This is a genomic window from Desulfobulbus sp., assembly GCF_031547805.1.
Classification (GTDB): domain Bacteria; phylum Desulfobacterota; class Desulfobulbia; order Desulfobulbales; family Desulfobulbaceae; genus Desulfobulbus.
Genome location: NZ_JAVBRQ010000030.1, coordinates 72,971 through 94,057 on the forward strand (window position 1 = coordinate 72,971; position 21,087 = coordinate 94,057).

General features: G+C 59.9%; 22 protein-coding genes, 2 tRNA genes and 1 pseudogene. 23 read left to right on the top strand and 2 right to left on the bottom strand.

Features of this window, described 5'->3' with window-relative positions:
• The first annotated feature begins 135 nt into the window (after positions 1 to 135).
• A complete protein-coding gene (locus RMR13_RS10755) occupies positions 136 to 1,770 on the top strand; it encodes a hypothetical protein (protein ID WP_310600635.1) in 1,635 nt (544 codons plus the stop codon).
• An 83-nt stretch (positions 1,771 to 1,853) separates the two neighbouring features.
• Here RMR13_RS10755 and RMR13_RS10760 read toward each other — a convergent pair whose 3' ends face one another.
• On the bottom strand, positions 1,854 to 2,045 hold the full coding sequence (locus RMR13_RS10760) for a hypothetical protein (protein ID WP_310600636.1): 192 nt from the start codon (positions 2,043 to 2,045) through the stop codon (positions 1,854 to 1,856).
• Between the two features lie 498 nt (positions 2,046 to 2,543).
• Between RMR13_RS10760 and RMR13_RS10765 the strand changes: the two genes are divergently transcribed.
• The 4 genes and pseudogenes from RMR13_RS10765 to RMR13_RS10780 all read left to right on the top strand — a co-directional run.
• Positions 2,544 to 3,590 carry a cytochrome-c peroxidase gene (locus RMR13_RS10765; RefSeq protein WP_310600637.1) on the top strand — a complete coding sequence of 349 codons (1,047 nt, stop codon included), beginning with the start codon at positions 2,544 to 2,546 and terminating at the stop codon, positions 3,588 to 3,590.
• A gap of 754 nt (positions 3,591 to 4,344) precedes the next feature.
• Positions 4,345 to 4,683, top strand: a complete 339-nt coding sequence (locus tag RMR13_RS10770; protein ID WP_310600638.1) for a hypothetical protein — start codon at positions 4,345 to 4,347, stop codon at positions 4,681 to 4,683.
• Between the two features lie 137 nt (positions 4,684 to 4,820).
• On the top strand, positions 4,821 to 5,255 hold the full coding sequence (locus RMR13_RS10775; RefSeq protein ID WP_310600639.1) for a bacteriohemerythrin: 435 nt from the start codon (positions 4,821 to 4,823) through the stop codon (positions 5,253 to 5,255).
• 5 nt (positions 5,256 to 5,260) lie between these two features.
• A pseudogene (locus RMR13_RS10780) lies at positions 5,261 to 5,734 on the top strand (ATP-binding protein); the annotation flags it as partial.
• A gap of 14 nt (positions 5,735 to 5,748) precedes the next feature.
• Here RMR13_RS10780 and RMR13_RS10785 read toward each other — a convergent pair.
• Positions 5,749 to 5,835, bottom strand: a tRNA-Leu gene (locus tag RMR13_RS10785).
• 199 nt (positions 5,836 to 6,034) lie between these two features.
• Between RMR13_RS10785 and rsmB the strand changes: the two genes are divergently transcribed.
• The 18 genes from rsmB (at position 6,035) to yedF (ending at position 21,063) form a co-directional block, all read left to right on the top strand.
• The gene (gene rsmB / locus RMR13_RS10790) at positions 6,035 to 7,399 is read left to right on the top strand and encodes a 16S rRNA (cytosine(967)-C(5))-methyltransferase RsmB (RefSeq protein WP_310600640.1); all 1,365 of its coding nucleotides are present in this window, start codon (positions 6,035 to 6,037) and stop codon (positions 7,397 to 7,399) included.
• 68 nt (positions 7,400 to 7,467) lie between these two features.
• A complete protein-coding gene (locus tag RMR13_RS10795; RefSeq protein WP_310600641.1) occupies positions 7,468 to 8,055 on the top strand; it encodes a DUF6657 family protein in 588 nt (195 codons plus the stop codon).
• The gene (locus RMR13_RS10800) at positions 8,040 to 9,167 is read left to right on the top strand and encodes a Xaa-Pro peptidase family protein (RefSeq protein ID WP_310600642.1); all 1,128 of its coding nucleotides are present in this window, start codon (positions 8,040 to 8,042) and stop codon (positions 9,165 to 9,167) included. The genes RMR13_RS10795 and RMR13_RS10800 overlap by 16 nt, the downstream gene beginning before the upstream one ends.
• A gap of 39 nt (positions 9,168 to 9,206) precedes the next feature.
• Complete coding sequence (locus RMR13_RS10805; protein ID WP_310600643.1) at positions 9,207 to 10,520, top strand: PhoH family protein; 1,314 nt, start codon at positions 9,207 to 9,209, stop codon at positions 10,518 to 10,520.
• Between the two features lie 36 nt (positions 10,521 to 10,556).
• Positions 10,557 to 10,889, top strand: coding sequence for a hypothetical protein (locus RMR13_RS10810; RefSeq protein ID WP_310600644.1), 333 nt, complete (start codon positions 10,557 to 10,559; stop codon positions 10,887 to 10,889).
• The gene (gene pyrF / locus RMR13_RS10815) at positions 10,886 to 11,590 is read left to right on the top strand and encodes an orotidine-5'-phosphate decarboxylase (RefSeq protein ID WP_310600645.1); all 705 of its coding nucleotides are present in this window, start codon (positions 10,886 to 10,888) and stop codon (positions 11,588 to 11,590) included. Before RMR13_RS10810 ends, pyrF begins: the two co-directional genes overlap by 4 nt.
• A gap of 30 nt (positions 11,591 to 11,620) precedes the next feature.
• On the top strand, positions 11,621 to 12,154 hold the full coding sequence (locus tag RMR13_RS10820; protein WP_310600646.1) for a nitroreductase family protein: 534 nt from the start codon (positions 11,621 to 11,623) through the stop codon (positions 12,152 to 12,154).
• A 193-nt stretch (positions 12,155 to 12,347) separates the two neighbouring features.
• Complete coding sequence (locus RMR13_RS10825; RefSeq protein ID WP_310600647.1) at positions 12,348 to 13,121, top strand: hypothetical protein; 774 nt, start codon at positions 12,348 to 12,350, stop codon at positions 13,119 to 13,121.
• A 58-nt stretch (positions 13,122 to 13,179) separates the two neighbouring features.
• Positions 13,180 to 13,255 (top strand) — tRNA-Phe (locus tag RMR13_RS10830).
• 94 nt (positions 13,256 to 13,349) lie between these two features.
• The gene (crcB, locus tag RMR13_RS10835) at positions 13,350 to 13,733 is read left to right on the top strand and encodes a fluoride efflux transporter CrcB (protein ID WP_310600648.1); all 384 of its coding nucleotides are present in this window, start codon (positions 13,350 to 13,352) and stop codon (positions 13,731 to 13,733) included.
• Between the two features lie 9 nt (positions 13,734 to 13,742).
• The gene (locus RMR13_RS10840; protein WP_310600649.1) at positions 13,743 to 14,285 is read left to right on the top strand and encodes a DUF190 domain-containing protein; all 543 of its coding nucleotides are present in this window, start codon (positions 13,743 to 13,745) and stop codon (positions 14,283 to 14,285) included.
• Positions 14,286 to 14,633: 348 nt separating this feature from the next.
• Positions 14,634 to 16,718 (top strand): elongation factor G, encoded by a 2,085-nt coding sequence (gene fusA / locus RMR13_RS10845; RefSeq protein ID WP_310600650.1) that lies wholly within the window; start codon positions 14,634 to 14,636, stop codon positions 16,716 to 16,718.
• A 55-nt stretch (positions 16,719 to 16,773) separates the two neighbouring features.
• Positions 16,774 to 17,469, top strand: coding sequence for a hypothetical protein (locus tag RMR13_RS10850; protein ID WP_310600651.1), 696 nt, complete (start codon positions 16,774 to 16,776; stop codon positions 17,467 to 17,469).
• Positions 17,470 to 17,529: 60 nt separating this feature from the next.
• Positions 17,530 to 18,303 carry a phosphoribosylformimino-5-aminoimidazole carboxamide ribotide isomerase gene (gene hisA, locus RMR13_RS10855; RefSeq protein ID WP_310600652.1) on the top strand — a complete coding sequence of 258 codons (774 nt, stop codon included), beginning with the start codon at positions 17,530 to 17,532 and terminating at the stop codon, positions 18,301 to 18,303.
• On the top strand, positions 18,278 to 18,466 hold the full coding sequence (locus tag RMR13_RS10860; RefSeq protein WP_310600653.1) for a hypothetical protein: 189 nt from the start codon (positions 18,278 to 18,280) through the stop codon (positions 18,464 to 18,466). Before hisA ends, RMR13_RS10860 begins: the two co-directional genes overlap by 26 nt.
• 169 nt (positions 18,467 to 18,635) lie before the next feature.
• Positions 18,636 to 19,442, top strand: coding sequence for an HDOD domain-containing protein (locus tag RMR13_RS10865; RefSeq protein WP_310600654.1), 807 nt, complete (start codon positions 18,636 to 18,638; stop codon positions 19,440 to 19,442).
• Positions 19,443 to 19,475: 33 nt separating this feature from the next.
• Complete coding sequence (locus tag RMR13_RS10870) at positions 19,476 to 20,399, top strand: MBL fold metallo-hydrolase (protein ID WP_310600655.1); 924 nt, start codon at positions 19,476 to 19,478, stop codon at positions 20,397 to 20,399.
• Positions 20,400 to 20,448: 49 nt separating this feature from the next.
• The gene (yedF, locus tag RMR13_RS10875) at positions 20,449 to 21,063 is read left to right on the top strand and encodes a sulfurtransferase-like selenium metabolism protein YedF (protein ID WP_310600656.1); all 615 of its coding nucleotides are present in this window, start codon (positions 20,449 to 20,451) and stop codon (positions 21,061 to 21,063) included.
• Positions 21,064 to 21,087: the final 24 nt, after the last annotated feature.

Below are 21,087 nucleotides of genomic sequence, written 5' to 3' on the forward strand. Positions count from 1 at the left end.
CATCGTGCCGGTCTTTCGCGGCCGCCCCTGCTTCCGGCTGCGCGGCGCAAGCGACAGGTGTCCCGACCAGGCATTTGCAAAGTAAAGGTTACGGAAGTACCGTCCAGGAAGACAACCCGTTCAAGGAGGAGAGCCATGCCCAATCCCAACACGCCGTTTCATCCCATCATCTACGTGCGCGGCTATGCCATGACGGCCGAGGAAATCGAGGAGACGACCGCCGATCCCTTCTGTGGCTTCAACCTGGGTTCCACGGTGTTCCGGGCGGTGCCGGACAAAAAGCGGCCGCCCCGCAAGTTCATTTTCCAGTCGCCCGTGGTGCGACTCGCCTCGGATTTCAAGTACGAGAACGTCTACCAGAACGGATGCGACATCCTGGACGAGGAATGGGAAACCGATGCCACCGGCAAGCCCACCGGCAACCAGCTTTCCAGCCGCTCCATCATCATCTTCCGCTATTACGACCAGGCCTCGATGATGCTGGGGACCGGCAAGACGCCGCCCATCGAGGATTTTGCCCGCCAGTTGGGCGAGCTGATCCTGCGCGTGCGGGAGCTGGTCTGCAAAAACCCGGCAAACGGCGTGGGCGAAGAGGATTTCCGCTGCTACCTGGTGGCTCATTCCATGGGCGGCCTGGTCTGCCGGGCGTTCCTCCAGAATCCGGCCAACGACCCCAGGAAGGCCAGCCGCTACGTCGACAAGTTCTTCACCTACGCCACCCCCCACAACGGCATCGACATGGCCGGGGTGAACGTCCCCAAATGGTTCGGCGTGGACGACATCAACAACTTCAATCGCCAGCGGATGTCTCAATACCTGGGCTTGGCGGCGCTCAAAAACAAACTGCCGGACGACCGGGTGGACTGGCTGCCGGAAAACCGTTTTTCCCCGGACCGGGTCTTTTGCATGGTGGGGACCAACCGCATGGACTACGAGGTCGCCATGGGCCTGTCGCGGACCTTTGCCGGCCATGGCAGCGACGGGCTGGTGAAAATCGACAACGCCACCCTGCGCGGGCTCAAAAGCAACGGTCAGCCGGGCCAACCCTGCGCCAAGGCCTTTGCCTACCGCTCCCATTCGGGGCATTACGGGATCGTGAACAGCGAGGAGGCCTACCAGAACCTCACCCGCTTCCTGTTCGGCGACGTGCGTGCGGACATCTGGCTGGACATCGCGGACATCCGCCTGCCCGTCGAGGTGCAGAAGCAGCAGGACGCGGGCAAGCAGATCAACGCGCTCTATCAGTTCGAGATCCTGGCGTCCCCCCGGGGCAAGCTCTGGTATCTCACCCGGCGCACCGCCGTGGAGGATTCGGTCGCGTGCATGAGCCACGCCAACTGGCTGGCCTCGCCCAAGGAGAACGGCAGCCTGTACGTGTCCTCGGTGTTCCTTGCCAACCGGGCCAAGGTGAATCCCAATCGCGCCACCCTGGCCTACTGCCTGTCGCTCAACGTGCGCGTTCCGGACTATGAAGTCGAGAAAAAGCTCTGGATCAACGAGCATTACGAGGGAAGCTACCTGTTCCGCAACCAGATCCTGGTGGAACTGGCTCCGCCGGCCACCCCCGGCGCCAAATGGAAGATCAACTATGCCTGGCAGGGAACGTCCCTCAACCGCGAAACCACCGAGTTGGACGCCAAGGCCCTCAGGACTGGCAAGGTGGAAGTGAAGATTCCGCTCCCCTCCGACGGCATGACTCTTCCCCGCGTCGAGGGGCAGCTCCGCTTTGTGGTGTCGGCCTGGAACCCCGACGCAGAGATGGAGGAGTAGCGAACTGTTCGGATGTCCGGGCTCTTCGCCATGGGGCGCGGAGTCCGGACAATATACCCTTTTCCGGCGTGGCTGGCGGCCGGTTACAGGGCGGGGCCGGGGTCGCCGTCGATTTCGTTCATCAGGCGGACCGCCTCGGTCATCGCGTCGCCATCGTTGGCGGCGTCGAAATCGACGTTGAACCCATCGCGATGGATCAGGAGATATTCTTCCTCGGCAATGCAGACCAACTGCCAGTCAGCCCATCGCCGTACAATTCGTTGGCTGTTTTTCATCGCTCCTCCACCGGCAGTGAAGCCGGGTGTTACCGGGAACCGATTCGTTTCATGCCGGCAGGCACCATAGAAATTCCTCAGTATATCCCAGCGTAGAGTTACATCAAGCCTGCAAGCCTGTTGCCCGGCTTGTCCGCACCGCTGTCTTCTCGGCCACGCCCCCAGCGCTTTTCGCACCTGCCATACCGGGTGCGGCCCGGCCGCGATCAGGATCGGCAACGTTCCCCGAAGCGAGTGCTCCCGGTTTCAACAGAGCATTTCTCCGCATATACCAAGGCGTACACGTTCGCTTTCGTCGATCCCCGGGCGCGATTCCCATCCATCGGCCAGCACCTTGACGGACCGTCGGCAACTGGCTTTGTGATCGTTTTTTGCCTCGAAATCGCCGCAATGGAGGATAAATTACTTGCAAGCAAGAATCATTCTCTGTTTAGTAATGCGTACACCAGCACCCGCAAAACAACGCAGACCAACCCAATTTGGATCAGGAGGAGAGTTATGAAAAAGACCTATCTTGTCGCCCTCGTTTGTACCCTCGCCGGCAGCGTTGCCGGATATGCCGCGGAAAAGGAAGACACCCTGCTCAAGGATGCCCAGGCCACCTTCCGCCCCATTCCGGACAAAGCGCCGGCCATCAAGGACAACGAAGCCACCCCGGACAAGATCGAACTGGGCAAGATGCTCTATTTTGACCCCCGACTCTCCAAAAGCGGCCTGATCAGCTGCAACACCTGTCACAATGTCGGCCTCGGCGGCGCGGACTATCAACAGACCTCCACCGGCCACGGCTGGAAACGCGGCCCGCGCAACGCCCCCACCGTGCTCAACTCGGTGTTCAATGTTGCCCAGTTCTGGGATGGCCGCGCCAAGGACCTGGCCGAGCAGGCCAAGGGGCCGGTCCAGGCCGGAGTGGAGATGAACAACACCCCGGACAACGTGGTCAAAACCCTCAACAGCATGCCCGAGTACGTGGAGTTGTTCAAGAAAACCTTTCCCGGCCAGGCCACCCCGGTGACCTTCGACAATATGGCCAAGGCTATCGAGGTCTTCGAGGCCACCCTTATCACCCCGGACTCCAAATTCGACCTCTTTCTCAAGGGCAACGCCCAGGCAATGAACCAGCAGGAAAAAGAGGGACTGAAGCTGTTCATGGAACACGGCTGCGTCTCCTGTCACGGCGGCACCAACATGGGCGGGGACGGCTACTACGAGCTGGGCGTGGTCAAGAAACCGAGCGATGCCATCCTGGCCGGCGACAAGGGCCGTTTCGCCGTCACCCAGGCCAAGAATGACGAATTTTCCTTTAAATCTCCGTCGCTGCGCAATATCGAACTCACCCCGCCCTACTTCCATTCCGGTGTGGTCTGGGATCTGAAGGAAGCGGTCTCGGTGATGAACGACTCGCAGCTCGGCGCCGACCTGAAGGCGGGCGATATCGACAAGATCGTCACCTTCCTCAAATCGACCACCGGCAAGCAACCGCAGGTGTTGTACCCGATTCTCCCGGCGCCCACCAACGCAACCCTCAAGCCGTCCCTAGAATGATCCGTTAGCGTCGACCGGCTGCCCTCGTTCCCGCCCAAACCGTTCCTCGCCGGGACGGGCCGCCGGTCGATGCCCCTTCCTCAAGACCCGCACAAATCGCCTGCCTCGCGTGCAGGAGTCCGACATGCTGATCCGTGAATTTGCATGTGCGATGCGCAATGATCAAGGGCTTGCAAAACACCATCTGCAAGCCCTTGATCTTTTTGCTCCTTGTCATTTGAGACGGATTTGATGGCATATGGGGGCTAAATCCTCCCCAAATGACTAGAGAATACAGTTTTCGATCAAAACGATTATCCGTGAAGTACCGCAACCAGTTGCGCTGAAATGGAAGAAAAAAGAGAAACTCGTCCCGAGATGAACTTGAACATTGGGAGAAAGAAATAGACCAAATCCAATGCACCCAATGGATACGGAGCCAGATTTAGAGCTTTGTCTCAATCTTTACGATGTGAAAAAAATACATCTAGACACCCATTGTCAAAAGTAGCATAATTTTATCTAAACACAAAAATATCAGAATTTTTTAACAAATTTTCTGAAGTGGAAATCTCTCCTGTTTCGCCACACCAAAATTGTAATAGAAAATCCGTACTCATAGTTCCGAAAAAGAATAGCGATGAATGACAATAAGGTTATTCTCACCTATTCACCAGGGAAAGATTTTCAGGTTTACACAGTACAAAAAAATATCGATCAGAAATAGAACTCACAGCAGCTTATTTATCGAGCCACAACGGAGCAAAGTCGACACATGGAAGCAATTCGTTTTTTGAAAAAATTGATCAACGAGAATGGCAACTCCGAGACACTCAAGGAGCACCTCGAAATCCTATCTGCTCAATTATCTAAAATCGAAAGTAAAGTACGAGATCTTGAAACTGAAAATGCGGAACTCAAAAAACATCTTGATGAACAAAAAGACCGTGCCGAATCGTTTTCGAGCAATCAGCATCATTCAAGCCATTGTGGTCATTGCGGAAGCGCTTTGCTCAAAAAGATCGAAAATTCGGGCAGCCCGGCCTTCAGCGAAGCGGGCATAAAGGATACCACATACCAGTGCTCAGCTTGTGGTGAAAAAGTCGCCTTTTAACTGAAAATTGAGCGATTATACAATAAAAGCGGAAGAAGACTATGAATATGTAAAACCGAGGAGATAACAAAAGTTACCATGCAAATACAAGTAAACTACACAATTTAACACTTCAACACAGCGAATGAAAATATAACATGAACATTCCATTATATATCATATGGAGCGAAGAAAACAATTTAGGAATACCAATAGTAGACGAACAGCACAGAGCGATCATATCAACCATTAATACATTACATTATTTCATGCGCAATAAAAATGGAACGATGATCACATCATCAACAGTTACAATTTTAAATGAATACACAAAATTTCATTTTATTACAGAGGAAGGGATAATTAAAAATTGGAAATATCCAGAAGCCGAATCCCATATAAAATTACACAATGAATTGTACATAAAGACTATTGACATGACTTCAAAGTTAAGAATTCACAACGACAACAGTGAATTGTTGCAATTTTTAAAAAATTGGTGGATCAGGCATATATGCATCGAAGATAAAAAATACGCCTCATTCATATTGAGACGCTCGTTAACTGACGTTGATGCCGATCGCAATGAATAACCTGAAACGTGGTCTTGCCGGGACCGAGTGGAACCGGCAAGACGCACCTGGCGATTGCCTTGGGCTACCGGGCGACACAAACCGGGGTCAAGGTCCAATTCATCTCGGCGGCCGACCTGATGCTGCATCTGGAAAGCGCCCAGCGCCAGGGACGCTACAAAGAGGTCCTGCGGCGGAGCGTGCTTGGCCCGAGATTGTTGATCATCGATGAGATCGGCTACCTGCCGTTCAGCGACACCCAGGCCAATCTCTTTTTCCAGGTGATCGCCAAACGCTATGAATCCGGCTCGGTGATTTTGACCTCGAACCTGAGCTTTGGTGAATGGGAGCAGGCTTTCGGCGGCAACACCGCCCTGACCTCGGCCATGCTCGACCGGCTGTTGCACCATGCCCATGTGGTCCAGATCAGAGGCGACAGCTATGATAATGCAAGTTCATGCAAGCGAACAAAAAAAGGGTTTACAGGGGTGAACCTGTAAACCCTTGTTTTTACTGGTGCCGGAGGTCGGAATCGAACCGACATGGGGTTGCCCCCGCTGGATTTTGAGTCCAGTGCGTCTACCAGTTTCACCACTCCGGCGTGATGAGGGTTCCTTTTACCGTATCGTCCTTTTTGCTGTCAAGGGGAAAGCAAGGGCCAGGAGAGCGCCACCATTCGAAAAAAACGTTGCAATTGATGGCAGGCATGGCAGAGTGCGGCCAGGATGGCGATTGCCTCGAGTCCTTTTATTTCGCCAAAGATTCCGCGATATTTCCCGCCAAACCGTCACCGCATCGCCATGGCCCCCTCCCCGCCGCATCCCACGCCCCGCGCCGCCGCAGTCGAAATCCTCTGCTTGTGGGCCACGACTCACAACTCCGTCGATATCCTTTTTCATGCGGCAATCGAGCGTCTAGCCGACCTCGACCGAGGCTTGGTCAAGACCCTGGTCTACGGGGTGCTGCGACAGAAAGACTATCTCGACCATATCCTCCGGTCCTTTGCCCAGCATCCGTTGCGCAAGATGAAGCCGCGCACCCTGATGACCCTGCGGATCGGGGTGTACCAGTTGCTCTTCCTCAGCCGCATGCCCGAATCCGCGGCGGTCAACGCCACGGTCAACACCCTCAAGGAGGCCGGCCAGCCCCCCTGGCTGATCGGCTTTGTCAACGGCATCCTCAGGGCCGTGGCCCGCGGCCGGGCGTCGCTGCCCACGGCGGACCAACTGGCCGCGGCCGAACCGCCGCTACTCAATCACCCGGCCTGGATGATCGAGCGCTGGCAGGCCCGTTTCGGCCGGGAAACGGCCCGAGCAATCTGCCGGATCAACAATGACGAACCATCGCTCACCCTGCGGGTCAACACCCGCCGCACCGGCCGCGCCCTGTTACTCGAGGCCCTGGCCAAAACCGGTATCGCCGCCCGCAAGGGGGTGTACGCCCCGGCGAGTCTGGTCGTCGACGCCTTCCCCGGCTCCATCGCCTCCCTGCCCGGCTACGAGGCGGGCCATTTCCAGGTCCAGGACGAGGCGGCCCAATTGGCCTCCCTGCTGACCGGCCCGCTGCCAAGCCGCTGCCGAGTGCTTGACGGCTGCGCCGGCCTGGGCGGCAAGACCTCGCATCTGGCCGAAATGCTGCCGCCGGACGGGAGCATCGTCGCCGTCGAGCCGGACCCGCGCCGCTACCGCCTGCTCCGCGACAACCTCCGCCGCCTGGGCCACGGTCAGGCCGTGCTGCCGGTGCGGACCGATCTGCGCGGCTATGCCGCCGGACGGCCCCAGTCGTTCGATGTCATCCTTATCGACGCCCCCTGCTCGGGAACCGGCGTCATCCGCCGCCAGCCGGACATCCGCTGGAACCGCCGGCCCGAGGATCTGGCAACCTATCGGCAAACCCAGGTCCACCTGCTGGAAATCGGCGCCACCCTGCTCAAACCGGGCGGCGTGCTCATCTACGCCACCTGTTCACTGGAACCCGAGGAAAACCAGGAGGCGATCCGGCTGTTTATCGAACGCTGCCCCCGTTTTGCCGTGGAAAACGCCGCCCCCTTCCTTCCCGAAGCCGCGCGCCGGCTGGTCGACGGCTCGGGATATTTCAGTCCCAACCCGGCCGACGGCCTCGACGGCTTCTTCGCCGCCCGCCTGATCGATGGCCGCGGCTTGTAGTTTGCGTCGACAATGTTTATAGTCGCAAGCCACAGCGATCATCCCAACCCACCAAGGAGAACCCGTTCATGGCAGGAATCAAGTCAACCATGGATCTGGTCATGGAGCGTGCCGCCCGCATGGGCGTTGCCACCCCGGACGAGATGCGCCACGAGGAAAACCTGAAAAAAGGCATGCACTGCACCGCCGCATTTCTCAACGGCACCCAACCTTCCCTGCTTGCCCTGCTGGAAGAACAGGAGCCGGCGCAGCGGGCCGCCATCCGCAAGGGCATGCTGGCCTCCCTGCTGCGCAACCTCTTCCTGCCCCGCGACGAAGACGGCACCGGCCGGCTGGGCAAGGCCGTCCAGGGCATCGTCGAGCTCAACCGGGATTCCGCCGACATCTCCGCCCTGTGCCGAGAACTGCAAACCATTGCCTCCCAATACGGCCAGCACCGCACCCAGCTGTACGAACAGCTCAAGGAACAGATGCGGATGCAGATCGAGCAGGTGCTCATGCGCAAGGGCATGAAGGCCGACGGGATGAGGATCGACCCCACCATGGAGCCCCAGTTTAAGGACCAATGGGCCCGGCTGGAAATGGACCTTGACCGCCAGTACGGTCAGGCCCTGGAGCAATTTAAGGCCCAATTGCAGGAATGGACCGAGGCCTGACCATGGGCGGGGATTTTTATGCCGACCGGCTTGCCCGTCTCCAGGCCTATCTGCGCCGGAAAAAAATCGAGGCCCTGTTGGTTTCGCAGCCGCACAACCGCCGCTACCTGAGCGGCTACACCGCCCCGGACCACGGCATCCAAGAAACCAGCGGCTTTCTGCTCATCCCCTGCGAAGGCCAGCCCTATCTCCTCACCGATTCCCGCTTCACCCTGCAGGCCGAGGACGAGGCGCCGCTGTACCGGGTGGAGCTGTATGCCAAGGGCCTCATCAACCTGCTGGAGCGGCTGCAGAAAAAAATCGGTTTCCGCACCCTGGCCTTTGAAAGCGACTATTTGCTCCATTCGACCTTCATCCGCCTGGCCGGCTTCTGTGCCGGCAACGATTTGGTCCTCCACCCGGTCAGCGGACTGGTCGAACAGATGCGGGTGATCAAGGACGAGCACGAACTCCGCCTGCTGCGCCAATCGACCGCCCTGAACGAAAAAGTCTTCCAGTCGGTGCACCGGACCATCGAGCCGGGCATGACCGAGCGGGAAATCGCCCTGGCCATCGACCTGACCATGCGGGAAATGGGCGCCGAGGGACCGAGTTTCGACACCATCGTCGCCTTCGGCACCAATGCCGCCCGGCCGCACGCCGTGCCCACCGACCGCGAACTGCAGGCCGGCGACCTGGTGATGATCGACATGGGGCTGGTTTTCCGGGGATACTGCTCCGACATGACCCGCACCTTCGTGTTCGGCAAGCCGGACCAAACCTATATCGACCGCCACCGGCTGGTGCGACAAGCCATGCTGGCCGGCATCGGCGCCATCCGCGCCGGCGTGACCGGGGCGGCGGTCGACCGGGCCGCACGCCAGGTGCTGGCCGACGGAGGATACGGCAATGCCTTCGGTCACGGCTTGGGTCACGGGGTGGGCATCGCCGTCCACGAGGAACCCCGCCTGTCGCCGCGCTGGCGCAAGCAATTGCACGCCGGCATGGTGGTAACCGTGGAACCGGGGCTCTATCTGGCCGATTGGGGCGGCATCCGCCTAGAAAACATGGTGGTGGTCACCGAAGAGGGCTGCGAAGTCCTCAACCGCGACACCACCGGTCTCGATCTCTGATCTCCCGCATCCCAGCAAACCCAACCTGCAAAAAAACGCATGTCCGACAAGTTCTTCGTTCTCGACACCAACGTTCTTCTCCATAACAGCGAGTCCATCACCAGTTTTGGCGACAACACCGTAGTCCTGCCGATGACGGTGATCGAGGAATTGGACAAATTCAAAAAGAACAACGACGAGTTGGGCCGCAACGCCCGCGGGGTCATCCGCAACCTCGACCGGCTGCGCGGCCAGGGCAGCCTCGGCCAGGGGGTGCGGACCGACGACGGCGGCGTGGTGTGGATCACCATGGAAAAGGAAGGGGATTGCGGCACCTGCATCGACCTGGACATTCCGGACAACCGCATCATTGCCACCGCCTTCCGGCTTTTTCGCGAAGGCAAACGGGTGATCTTCGTCTCCAAGGACATCAACGCCCGCCTCAAGGCCGATGCCCTGGGCATCGAAGTCCAGGACTTTGAGAGAGAAAAGGCCGACTTCGACCAGCTGTACACCGGTTGGCGAACCATGATGGTCGAGCGTGCCGTGATCGACAGCCTGCACCGGGACAAGGAGGTGGAACTGGCGGACGAGTCCTTCCAGCCCAACGAATTCGTCCTGCTGAGGGAGCTCGGCAACGAGCGGCACACCAAGGTCGGCCGAGCGGTGGGCGCCTCTCGGCTGCGCGCCCTCGATCCCCGCTACGACAGCGCCTTCAAGCTCCGCCCCCGCAGCCTGGAACAGCGAGCCGCTCTGGAGCTGCTGCTCAACCCGGACATCTCCCTGGTATCGCTCATCGGCCAGGCCGGAACCGGCAAGACCCTGCTGGCTCTGGCCGCCGGCATGGCCACCACCCTGAAGTCCGATCAGTACGAAAAACTGCTGGTTTCCCGCCCGATCATCCCCCTGGGACGAGACATCGGCTATCTGCCCGGCACCAAGGACGAAAAGATGAAGCTGTGGATGCAGCCGATCTTCGACAACCTTTCCTATTTGATGGGCCTGACCAACGGCGGCAAGCAGGACGCGGCCGCCGAGCTGGGCATCAAGCGGCTGCTCCGCGAAGACCGGATCGAACTCGAAGCCCTCACCTACATCCGCGGCCGCTCGATCTCGCGCCAGTACGTCATTGTCGACGAAGCCCAGAACCTGACCCCGCACGAGGTCAAGACCATCGTCAGCCGGGCCGGCGAGGGCACCAAGATGATTCTCACCGGCGATCCGGAACAGATCGACAACCCGTACCTCGACGCCAGCAGCAACGGCTTGAGCTACACGGTGGAACGGCTCAAGGGCCAGGAGGCCTGCGGCCACATCACCCTGACCCGCTCCGAACGCAGCCATCTGGCCTCGCTTGCCGCCGAATACCTGTAAGCCAGCTGTTTTTGCGCCACACCAAGGATCACGCCCATGCGCCAATACCTGATCGACGAGATCTCCTTTCTCGAACGCGACAATCTCGACAGCTACCTCAAGCGGACCCTCAAACCGGGCGGCCTGGAAGGGGTGTTCTTCCTGACCATCCCGCCGGATCTGCTCGGCGCCGAGCAGTTGGGGCACGAGGACTGCGGACCCTTCTATGGCACGGTGCTGCTGGAACCGACCTCGATCCGCTTTGAATTTCTGATCCGCAGCGCCAGCAACATGCACTGCTCCTGCATTGCCCAGGCCACTCCGGCCCAGCGCCAGTTCATCCTCGATTTCGCCGACCGCATGCTGGCCGAGGAGATGATCAGGGCATGAAAACGCATCCCATTCCCTTGGCAGAGCGCATCATCTTCGCCCTCGACCTAGCCGATCCCCGCCAGGCCCTGGAGCTGGTGGACCGGCTGGCCGGCCGCATCCGCTTCTTCAAGGTCGGGTTGCAGTTGTTTTTTGCCGGTGGCTGGCCGGTGGTGGACGCCATTGTGGCCAAGGACTGCAAGGTGATGCTCGACCTCAAACTCCACGACATTCCGGCCACGGTGCGGCTGGCGGTCCGCCAGTTCGCCGACCGGGGCGTCACCTTTGCCACGGTGCACGGCTACGGCCCGGTGGTGGAAGCGGCACTGGCAGCCGATACCGGCGTGCGGATTCTGGCGGTGACCGTGCTCACCAGTTTTGGCCCGGAACAGGTCAGCGAGTTGAATTTCCAAGGCTCGGTGGACGATCTGGTGCTGCAGCGGGCCACGACCTCGCTGCAGGCCGGCGCCCATGGCGTGGTATGCTCGGCCCGGGAAGCGGGCCTGCTCCGCAGCCGCCTGGGCAAGGACTTCGTCGTGGTCACCCCCGGCATCCGTCCGGCGGGCGGCGACCCCGGCGACCAACAACGCGTGGCCACCCCCGGCCGGGCCATCGCCGACGGGGCCGATTATCTGGTCGTCGGCCGTCCCATCCGCGACGCAGCCGATCCCGATGCCGTCATCGCCGCCATGCACCGGGAAATAGCCACGGCCCTGACCTGAACGAACCCTTTTACCCCAAGGAGGCCTTGCATGCTGATCGATCTCTTGCGTACCCGCCGAAGCATCCGCAAATTCACCGCCCAGCCGATCGAACCGAAAACCGTCGATCTTCTCCTGGAGGCGGCACTGCGCTCGCCTTCGTCCAAGGGCACCAATCCCTGGGAACTGATCGTGGTCACCGCCCCGGAGACGATACAGCAACTGGCGGTGGCCAAGGCCCACGGCGCCACCTTCCTCAAGGGCGCGCCGCTGGCGATCGTGGTCTGCGCCGACCCGGCCAAGAGCGACGTCTGGGTGGAGGATGCCTCCATCGTCGCCACCCTCCTCCACCTGGAAGCCGCCGATCTCGGCCTGGGCAGCTGCTGGGTCCAGATTCGCCTGCGGCAACGCGGCGACGGCAGCGATTCGCAGGCTTTTCTCGCCGATCTCCTCGGCCTGCCCGAAGGCCTGGAGGTGCTGGCCATCGTCGGCATCGGCCATCCGGCGGACACCAAGAGCGGACATCCTCACGCATCCCTGCCATTTGATCGGGTCAGCTACGAACGGTTCGGCCGGCGCGAGTAGCCCCATAACCTCCGTCCGTCTTTGACGATCGAGCCGTTCGCCGACGCGGGAATTTTGAGGTTGCTGCGATATTTTTGGTTCGCATCTTGATTTTCTCTTTTTTTCTATGCGATAATGGGTGCACCCTTCGAGCGCCGCACCTATTTTGCGCGCCCGGTATTGTTCGACTTTCTTTACGAATAAGGCGAAAATTATGCGTTGCCCCAAATGCGGCTTTACCTCCTTCGACCACCTGGAAACGTGCAAAAAGTGCCACAAATATCTCGGCGACCTCTGCACCGAACTCAACGGCACGGCGTATGACGCTTCTCCTCCCCTGTTTTTGACCTTTGCGGTCAACGAGGAAGAAGAGATTCCCGTTTCCGACCAGTTCGCCGGGGAACAGGACGAATCTTCCCTGTCCGAGAGCGCGACCTTGTTTTCCATGGAAGAGGTGGAGGCGGGCGAGAAAGCATCGGAAGAAGAGGAAGAGCAGCCGCAGGAGGCCGAACGGTACGAAATCGAGTTTGCCGGCTTTGGCGATGAAATGGAGGAGATGGACGAGGAAAAGGCCGCCGAAACGCCGGGTGACGAGGAATTCATGCTCGAAGAGGAGGAGCCGGCCGAAGAACCTCGGTCCGTCATGCCTTCCGTGGATTTCGGTGAACTCGATATTTCCGATCTGGCGCCGCCGGTAACAGAACAAGCCGAGCCCATCCGCTTCGAGCAGCAGCCGACGCTGGCCGATCTGGACCCCGTGGCCGCCCTTTCCTCCACTCCGCCGCCAACACCACCGGCGCCTTCCGCCGGCAAGGGGCAGGGAGGTCTTGAAGACCTCAACATCAGTGGCCTGGACCTCGAGGCCCCGGCCAAGCTGGTCACCGGCAGCGCCGCTGGCAAGCGGTTTCTCCCCTCGGTGAAAACCGGAACCGCCCTCGACAAGTTCGACATCGATCTCGGAGATCTTTTCACCGACAACAAAAAATAAAAAAATGTTGACAATAAACCTGCATTTTTGCTAAGTATGCAGGCCTTCAAATTTGGGTGCCGAGATAGCTCAGTCGGTAGAGCAACGGACTGAAAATCCGTGTGTCCCTGGTTCAAATCCTGGTCTCGGCACCAACACAAGCAAAGGGTTGCGGCGTATCGCTGCAACCCTTTTTTTGTGCGCCGGCAGCGGCGGCCACGCCCATCTTTTGATGAAGGAGCGTTCGGCATGATGACCGGATATACATGGCTGATCGTCATGGCCGGCGGCGGCCTGGGAGCGGCCAGCCGCTACGGCGTCGGCCTGCTCACCGCCCGGCTGTGGGGAACCTCGTTCCCCTACGGCACCCTGGTGGTGAACCTGGCGGGCTGCTTTGTCATCGGCCTGCTCTTCGGCTTGGCCGACCGCTCCCGCCTGCTCACCCCCGAGATGCGGTTGTTTTTGATCACCGGCTACCTGGGCGCCCTGACCACCTTTTCCTCCTTTTCCCTGGAAACTGTCACTGCCGGCAGAGTCGGCCTGATCCAGCAGGCCGTGGCCAATATCCTGCTCAACAACCTGGGGGGCCTGGCGCTCACCTATCTGGGCCTGCGCCTGGGCGGACTGCGCTAGAAAGCCGCGATGCTCGACTACAAAACGATAGAGATTTTCACCAACGAGGAGGCCCGCCACCAAGGTCGGCCGAGCGCCGACGCGGTGATCCAGTACGTTCGCGGCCTGAAAATCGCCGCCCGCTGCATGGTCTTTCGGGGCATCGCCGGCTGCGATGAAAGCGGGGAGGTCGCCACCAGCCGGCTGGAATTGCTCTCGTTCAATCTGCCGATCCGCATCGCCATCGTCCTGCCGGCCGCTGGCGCCGCCCAGGTGCTGGCCGGATTGACCCCCTTGATCGACAGTGGCATCGTTGCCGTCCACGATCTCACCGTGGCCAGCCACAAGGCCGCCACCGCCTTTTTCCCCCGGCAGCTCGCGGTGCGGCACGTGATGACCGCATCACCGGCCAGCATCACCGCCGAACGCCCCGCCAGCGAAGCCGCCCGCCTGCTCCTTTCCTCGATCTTCACCGGCCTGCCGGTGATGGACGACAACGGCCGTTTCCAAGGGATGATCAGCCGGGATTCGCTGCTCCGGACCGGATTCGGGCAGATGCGCCACCGGACCTGAACGCGCGCGCCTTGCTCCTTGCTATTGTTGTGCACCTGGTTTTTCCCTGGGCAAAAAAACAAAAAAATGCTTGACCCCAAAATATTGCCGCATTATAAAGATAAGATTTACTAAATTCTGGCACAATTAAGCTTATCCGCTTCACCTGACGACCCGAGAAAAGGATGCGGACAAGCTTTTTCCGAGCAAGAAGATTCCCTTTCCTTGCCACCCGTTGCCAGCTCACAGCATAACGCATGGAGTTGCAGAATCTGCTGTAACTCCTTTTTTTATTTACAGTTGAAAAGAGGCTCCGCGTCACAGTGCAACACGGGGCGGGCGACCAGCAAGCGGTTCGAGGAACGCGTCATGAAAAAAGATTTGACCAAAGTGCGGAATATCGGCATCAGCGCCCATATCGATTCGGGCAAGACCACACTGACGGAACGTATTCTGTTCTTCACCCAACGGATTCACGCCATCCATGAGGTCCGGGGCAAGGACGGCGTCGGCGCCACCATGGATTCCATGGATCTGGAGAGAGAGCGCGGCATCACCATCCAATCGGCCGCCACCTACTGCACCTGGAAGGATTACGATGTCAACATCATCGACACGCCCGGCCACGTCGACTTCACCATCGAGGTCGAGCGTGCCCTGCGCGTGCTGGACGGGGCGGTGCTGATCCTCTGCTCGGTGGGCGGCGTCCAATCGCAGTCGATCACGGTCAACCGGCAGATGACCCGCTACAAGGTCCCACGCATCGCCTTTGTCAACAAATGCGACCGCACCGGCGCCAACCCCTTTCGGGTGACCCAGCAGTTGCGCGACAAGCTCGACCTCAACGCGATCATGCTCCAGCTCCCCATCGGCCTGGAAAGCGACCTGCAGGGCATGATCGACCTGGTCAGCATGAAGGCGATCTATTTCGAAGGCGACCAGGGCAACGATATGCGGCAGACCGAGATTCCGCCAGAATTGAGGGAAGAGGCCGACGCCAAGCGGGAAGAGCTGCTGGATGCGGTTTCGATGTTTTCCGACGAGTTGATGGAAGCCATGCTGGAGGAAGGCGAGATTCCGGAAGCCATGATCCACGACGCCATTCGCAAGGGCACCCTGAGCCTGGAACTGACCCCGGTCATGATCGGATCGGCCTACAAGAACAAGGGGATCCAGCTGCTGCTCGACGCGGTCACCTCCTACCTGCCGTGCCCGACCGACATCGAGAACACCGCCCTGGACCTCAACCAGAACGAAAGCGAGGTGGTGGTCAGCAACGATCCTGCCGATCCGCTGGTCGCCTTGGCCTTCAAGCTGGAAGACGGCCGCTACGGCCAACTGACCTACATCCGCACCTATCAAGGCGTGATCCAGAAGGGTGACACCATCATCAACAGCCGCACCGGCAAGAAGGCCAAGATCGGGCGTCTGGTCCGGATGCATGCCAACGAAATGGAAGAGATCGAGAGTGCCGGCGCCGGCGACATCGTGGCCCTGTTCGGCATCGATTGCGCCTCGGGCGACACCTTCTGCAGTCCGGGGCTCAACTGGTCGATGAGTTCGATGCACGTGCCGGCACCGGTCATTTCCCTGGCGATCAACCCGGTGGACAACAAGGCCCAGATCAACATGTCCAAGGCCCTGAACCGCTTCACCAAGGAAGACCCCACCTTCAAGACCTACGTCGATCACGAGACCAACGAGACCATCATCTCGGGCATGGGCGAGTTGCACCTTGAAGTGTATATCGAGCGGATGAAGCGCGAATACAAGGCCGAGGTCGAGGTGGGCGCGCCGCAGGTGGCCTACCGCGAGACCATCACCCAGCGCGCCGAGTTCGACTACACCCACAAGAAGCAGACCGGCGGTTCCGGCCAGTACGGCCGGGTGGCCGGTTTCATCGAGCCGCTGCCCGAGGGCGAATACGAATTTGTCGACCAGATCGTCGGCGGCGTGATTCCCCGCGAATATATCCCCTCCTGCGACAAGGGCTTCCAAAAATCCCTGGAGAAAGGTACGCTGACCGGAGCGCCGATCACCGGCGTACGGGTGGCCATCAACGACGGCTCCTTTCATGCGGTCGACTCCTCGGATATCGCTTTCCAGGTGGCCGCCATCGGCGCCTTCAAGCAAGGATACGCCAAGGCCTCACCGGTGATCATGGAGCCGATCATGAAGGTGGCGGTGGAAGGCCCCTCCGAGTTCCAGGGGTCGGTCATGGGCAGTCTGAACCAACGCCGCGGCGTGATCATCGGCACTTTCGAAGAAGGCAACTACACCGTGGTCGAGGCGGAAATGCCGCTGGCCGAGATGTTCGGCTACTCCACCACCCTGCGCTCCCTGACCCAGGGTAAGGCCGAATTCACCATGGAATTCGCCACCTACAAGCAGGTGCCCAAGGGGGTTGCCGACGAATTGATCAAGGCCTTCGCGGCCCAGAAGAAGGACGCGTGAGCCGCGCCACCGGTTGCCTTCAACACAGAACAGCATGAACCGAACGAGGTGAGTTATGGGATACGAACCACTGGTACAACAAAACCCGCTGCGGGTGCTCAACATGAGCCGGGAGAACAATCAGCTGGGCCTGGTCATGGCCCGGGCCGGACTCGGCAAGACCGCGCTCCTGGTGCAGATCGCCCTGGATGCCATCCTCCGGGGCAAAAACGTCATCCATGTCAGCATCGGCGAAACCATCGACAAGACCAAGAAATGGTACGACGACATCCTCTCGACCATTCTCCAGGGGCATAGCGTCACCCGGCCGCATGAGCTGGTCGACATGGTCGCCCAACACCGGATGATAATGACCTTCAAGGTGGCCGCCTTTACCCGCTCGCGCCTGGAAGAACGCCTGAACGACCTGGTGCTGCAGGATATCTTCCGGCCGAACTGCCTGATCGTCGACGGCTTCAATTTCGACCAGACGGACCGGGAAGCCTTGGAAGACCTCAAGAACCTGATGGAAACCATGGACATGCAAGCTTGGTTCTCGGCCATCTGCCATCGCGGCGACGACCGGGTTTCGCCTGCAGGCGTGCCCGCACCCTGCCACGAAGTCGACGACCTGTTCGACATGATCATCCTGCTCAAGCCCGAGCACGATGCCACCATCCAACTCGACATCATCCGCAATTCCGGCGAGCTGGTCACGGACGGCAAGGGCCTGCGCCTTGACCCCACCACGATGATGGTCAAGGAAATGTAATCCGTTCGCACCACCGGGGGCTGCCGATTCGGTCAGCCCCCTTTTTCTTGTGTACCCCGCATGCGCTTCCGCCCCTGCATCGATCTCCACCAAGGCAAGGTCAAACAGATTGTCGGCTCCACCCTGGTTGACGATCCGGCCTCGGTGCGCACCAACTTTGCCTCCGACCTGCCTCCCTCCCATTATGCCGCCATGTACCGTCGGGACGAATTGCCCGGAGGGCATGTCATCATGCTCGGCCCGGGCAACGAAGCGGCCGCGGCCGATGCCCTGGCCGCGTGGCCCGGCGGCATGCAGGTGGGGGGCGGGATCACCGCGGACAATGCGCTCCACTGGCTGGAAAAAGGGGCCTCGCACCTCATCGTCACCTCCCATGTCTTCCACGACGGCGTGCTGGACCGGGAGCGGCTAACCCGGCTGACCCAACTGGTCGGCAGAAAGCGATTGGTCCTCGACCTGAGCTGCCGCTGGCGGCAGGACGGGTACTACGTCGTCACCGACCGGTGGCAGAAATTCACCACCCTGCGGATCAGCCCGGAAACCCTCGACGATCTGGGCACCTACTGCGACGAATTCCTGGTCCATGCCGTCGATGTCGAGGGCAAGTGCATGGGGATCGACGTCCGCCTGCTCAACCTGCTGGCCGCTTCGGTGCCGGTGCCCACCACCTATGCCGGCGGGGTCGCCTCCCTTGCCGACCTGGAACTGATCCGGAGCGGCGGCCGCCAGCGGATCGATGTGACCGTGGGATCGGCCCTCGATATCTTCGGCGGCTCGGGGCTGCGCTACCAGGAGGTGGTGGCCTACCATGCCCGACTCGCCTCCGCCTCCTGAAACAGGCCCGCCGGAGTTGGCCGAATTGAAGCTGTTGGTTGCGGCCGATCTGTACCGGGCCTTCCAGCGCTGCCTGTGGACCCGAGTCCATGAGGCCGGCCAGACGCCGCTGCAGGTCATGGACGAGGTGATCCGCGATTTTCTTAAAAAACACGGTTGTTAATCAACTTGGCAAAAACAGCACCGTCTGCTTGACCTCCCCCCCGCCTTCATTTATTATAGCCCGAACTCAAGCCCCCCGGTGTTCCGGGTACCCCGCCCTTTTTTTGCGTGTCGTGTCGATGAGCGAACGGAAGACAAAACTGGAAAAGATCCGAGCTTTTGTTGACAAAATGCCGAGTCTGTCGACCACGGTCAGCAAAGTCCTCGAGATCTGCAGCCGAACCGACACTTCTCCCAACGATCTCAACAAGGTCATTTCCCTCGACCCTGTCTTGACCGGCCAGGTCCTCAAGCTGATCAATTCCGCCTATTATTCCCTGGTCAACAAGGTTACCTCCCTGACCCGGGCGATCATCATGCTGGGACTGAACACGGTGAAGAACCTGGCCCTGTCGACTGCCGTTATCCGCTGCGTCGGCCAGGTCAAGAAGTCCAAAGCCCTGCCGATCAAGGATTTCTGGGCCCATTCCATCGGGGTCGGCGTCATGGCCAAACTGCTGGCCGCCGAGCGCGGCCTGCCCCTGGCGGAGCGGGAGGAGTATTTCGTGGCCGGCCTGCTCCACGATCTCGGCAAGATTCCCTTTGGCGACGAATACATCGAGGTTTTGGCCCAGGCGAAGAATGAGCAGCTGCCGCTGATCCACCTGGAAAAGCAACATCTGGAGATCGACCACGAAGAGGTCGGCGAGATGATTGCCTCGAACTGGCGGCTCAACCCGGTGATCACCGACGCCATCTGCCACCACCATTCCCCCGAGCAGGCGTCGCCGGAGCATCAGGCCCTGGTGGCCACGGTGGCGCTGGCCGATTTTTACATCTGCCTGTTCGACATCGGCAATGCCGGCAACCGCTATCCCGATGGGGAACAGTTGCCAACATTGCTCGCCATGTGCGATTTGGAATGGTCGGCCGTGGTCGGCCTTTCCGAGCTTGTTGACGAGGAAATCCAGAAGGCGGAAATTTTTCTCCAGGTCTGAGCGGCCCGGCCGCACGCGTGCGCAAGGAGCAATATGATTCAAGTCAAATTTTGGGGGGTGCGCGGCTCGATCCCCTGTCCAGGTCCGCGCACCATGAAATACGGCGGCAATACCGCCTGCATCGAACTGCGCTTTCCGGAAGTCAACCGGCACATCATCATCGACGCCGGCTCCGGCATCCGCGAACTGGCCAACTACATGCTGGCCAACGACCTGCCCAAGGGACCGATTTCCACCGAGATCTATCTTTCCCACACCCATTGGGACCACATCATGGGGTTTCCCTTTTTCGTGCCGGCCTATATCCCCGGCACCCGCCTCAAGGTCTTCGGCCCGGTAACCTATGAGGACGAACCCCTGGAAGCCGTGGTCGGTGGCCAGATGAAGTACCGCTATTTTCCGGTCAACATGGGTGAGCTGGCCGGCAACATCGAGTATCTGCGGTTGAAAGAGGAGCCGCTCATCGATCTGGGCGACGGCATCACCTTGGCGACCGCGATCATCAACCATCCCATCACCACCTTGGGCTACCGTTTCAGCTTTCGCGGCGCCGTTTTCTGCACCGCATACGACACCGAACCGTTCCGCAACCTTTTCGTTACCGATCCCGATCATCCCTCCTACGACGAATTGATGGCGCAGGAAGGCGAGGAAGCGGCCCGGGAGCAGAACCAGGTGCTGGAAAATTTTTTCAGGGGCGCCGACCTGCTGGTGCACGATGCCCAGTACACCCGGCAGGAATACGAGAAGGGCAAGGTCGGTTGGGGTCACACGCCGATCGAGGATGCCATCGCCGCCGCCAAACGGGCGGAAGTCAAGCAGCTAGCCTTGTTCCACCACGACCCGGAGCGCAGCGACGACCAGCTCGACCAGATGGCCCTCACCTACTGCGCGGCCGAGCATTGCGGTTCCATGCAAGTCTTTTTTGCCCGGGAAGGGCAGGAAATCATTCTGTAAGCGCTTGGCTCGCCGGCGGTTTCGCGGCGGGCAGGGCAAGGAGTTTTCCATGTCCCACATCACGCTCGATTGCATCGGCCTTCCCTGCCCCCAGCCGGTTTTGCGTGTCAAGGACGCCCTGGAGCAGGGCGCACACCAGCTTGAAATCCTGGTCGACAACGAGGCGTCGAAAAACAATGTCCTCCGTTTCGCCCAAAACCAGGGGCACACGGCGGCCAGCACCGACCGGCCCGGAGGCTGTTTTGCAATCCTCGTCACCGCAGCCGAAACTCCGGTCCGGCAAGCCGACGATCCAGATATGTACCGGTGCGCCCCTCCGGCGGCAACCCGGCTGGTGTACGTCATCTCCTCCGACTCCATGGGCCGGGGCAGCGAAGAGTTGGGCTGGGCCCTGCTGCAGACCTACATCCAGACCATCAAGGAGATCAAGCCGCTGCCCGACAAAATCCTTTTCTACAACAGCGGCGTCAAGCTGGTGACCGCCGCCTCCGGTGCCCTCGATGCCCTCAAGCAGCTGCAGGACCAGGGGGTGGAAATCCTCGCCTGCGGGACCTGCCTGGATTTCTTCCAATTGAAATCAGCCATGCGGGTTGGCCAGATATCCAACATGTATGCCATCATGGATGCCATGGCCAGCGCCGACAAGCTTGTCAGTCCTTTCTGACGCACCACCAACCATTTTCCGACA

What these genes read in the sequence shown, in the direction of transcription:
- RMR13_RS10755 (WP_310600635.1), top strand. Translation starts at nt 136, where the DNA reads ATGCCCAATCCCAACACGCCGTTTCATCCCATCATCTACGTGCGCGGC.
- RMR13_RS10760 (WP_310600636.1), bottom strand. Translation starts at nt 2,045, where the DNA reads ATGAAAAACAGCCAACGAATTGTACGGCGATGGGCTGACTGGCAGTTG.
- RMR13_RS10765 (WP_310600637.1), top strand. Translation starts at nt 2,544, where the DNA reads ATGAAAAAGACCTATCTTGTCGCCCTCGTTTGTACCCTCGCCGGCAGC.
- RMR13_RS10770 (WP_310600638.1), top strand. Translation starts at nt 4,345, where the DNA reads ATGGAAGCAATTCGTTTTTTGAAAAAATTGATCAACGAGAATGGCAAC.
- RMR13_RS10775 (WP_310600639.1), top strand. Translation starts at nt 4,821, where the DNA reads ATGAACATTCCATTATATATCATATGGAGCGAAGAAAACAATTTAGGA.
- rsmB (WP_310600640.1), top strand. Translation starts at nt 6,035, where the DNA reads ATGGCCCCCTCCCCGCCGCATCCCACGCCCCGCGCCGCCGCAGTCGAA.
- RMR13_RS10795 (WP_310600641.1), top strand. Translation starts at nt 7,468, where the DNA reads ATGGCAGGAATCAAGTCAACCATGGATCTGGTCATGGAGCGTGCCGCC.
- RMR13_RS10800 (WP_310600642.1), top strand. Translation starts at nt 8,040, where the DNA reads ATGGACCGAGGCCTGACCATGGGCGGGGATTTTTATGCCGACCGGCTT.
- RMR13_RS10805 (WP_310600643.1), top strand. Translation starts at nt 9,207, where the DNA reads ATGTCCGACAAGTTCTTCGTTCTCGACACCAACGTTCTTCTCCATAAC.
- RMR13_RS10810 (WP_310600644.1), top strand. Translation starts at nt 10,557, where the DNA reads ATGCGCCAATACCTGATCGACGAGATCTCCTTTCTCGAACGCGACAAT.
- pyrF (WP_310600645.1), top strand. Translation starts at nt 10,886, where the DNA reads ATGAAAACGCATCCCATTCCCTTGGCAGAGCGCATCATCTTCGCCCTC.
- RMR13_RS10820 (WP_310600646.1), top strand. Translation starts at nt 11,621, where the DNA reads ATGCTGATCGATCTCTTGCGTACCCGCCGAAGCATCCGCAAATTCACC.
- RMR13_RS10825 (WP_310600647.1), top strand. Translation starts at nt 12,348, where the DNA reads ATGCGTTGCCCCAAATGCGGCTTTACCTCCTTCGACCACCTGGAAACG.
- crcB (WP_310600648.1), top strand. Translation starts at nt 13,350, where the DNA reads ATGATGACCGGATATACATGGCTGATCGTCATGGCCGGCGGCGGCCTG.
- RMR13_RS10840 (WP_310600649.1), top strand. Translation starts at nt 13,743, where the DNA reads ATGCTCGACTACAAAACGATAGAGATTTTCACCAACGAGGAGGCCCGC.
- fusA (WP_310600650.1), top strand. Translation starts at nt 14,634, where the DNA reads ATGAAAAAAGATTTGACCAAAGTGCGGAATATCGGCATCAGCGCCCAT.
- RMR13_RS10850 (WP_310600651.1), top strand. Translation starts at nt 16,774, where the DNA reads ATGGGATACGAACCACTGGTACAACAAAACCCGCTGCGGGTGCTCAAC.
- hisA (WP_310600652.1), top strand. Translation starts at nt 17,530, where the DNA reads ATGCGCTTCCGCCCCTGCATCGATCTCCACCAAGGCAAGGTCAAACAG.
- RMR13_RS10860 (WP_310600653.1), top strand. Translation starts at nt 18,278, where the DNA reads ATGCCCGACTCGCCTCCGCCTCCTGAAACAGGCCCGCCGGAGTTGGCC.
- RMR13_RS10865 (WP_310600654.1), top strand. Translation starts at nt 18,636, where the DNA reads ATGCCGAGTCTGTCGACCACGGTCAGCAAAGTCCTCGAGATCTGCAGC.
- RMR13_RS10870 (WP_310600655.1), top strand. Translation starts at nt 19,476, where the DNA reads ATGATTCAAGTCAAATTTTGGGGGGTGCGCGGCTCGATCCCCTGTCCA.
- yedF (WP_310600656.1), top strand. Translation starts at nt 20,449, where the DNA reads ATGTCCCACATCACGCTCGATTGCATCGGCCTTCCCTGCCCCCAGCCG.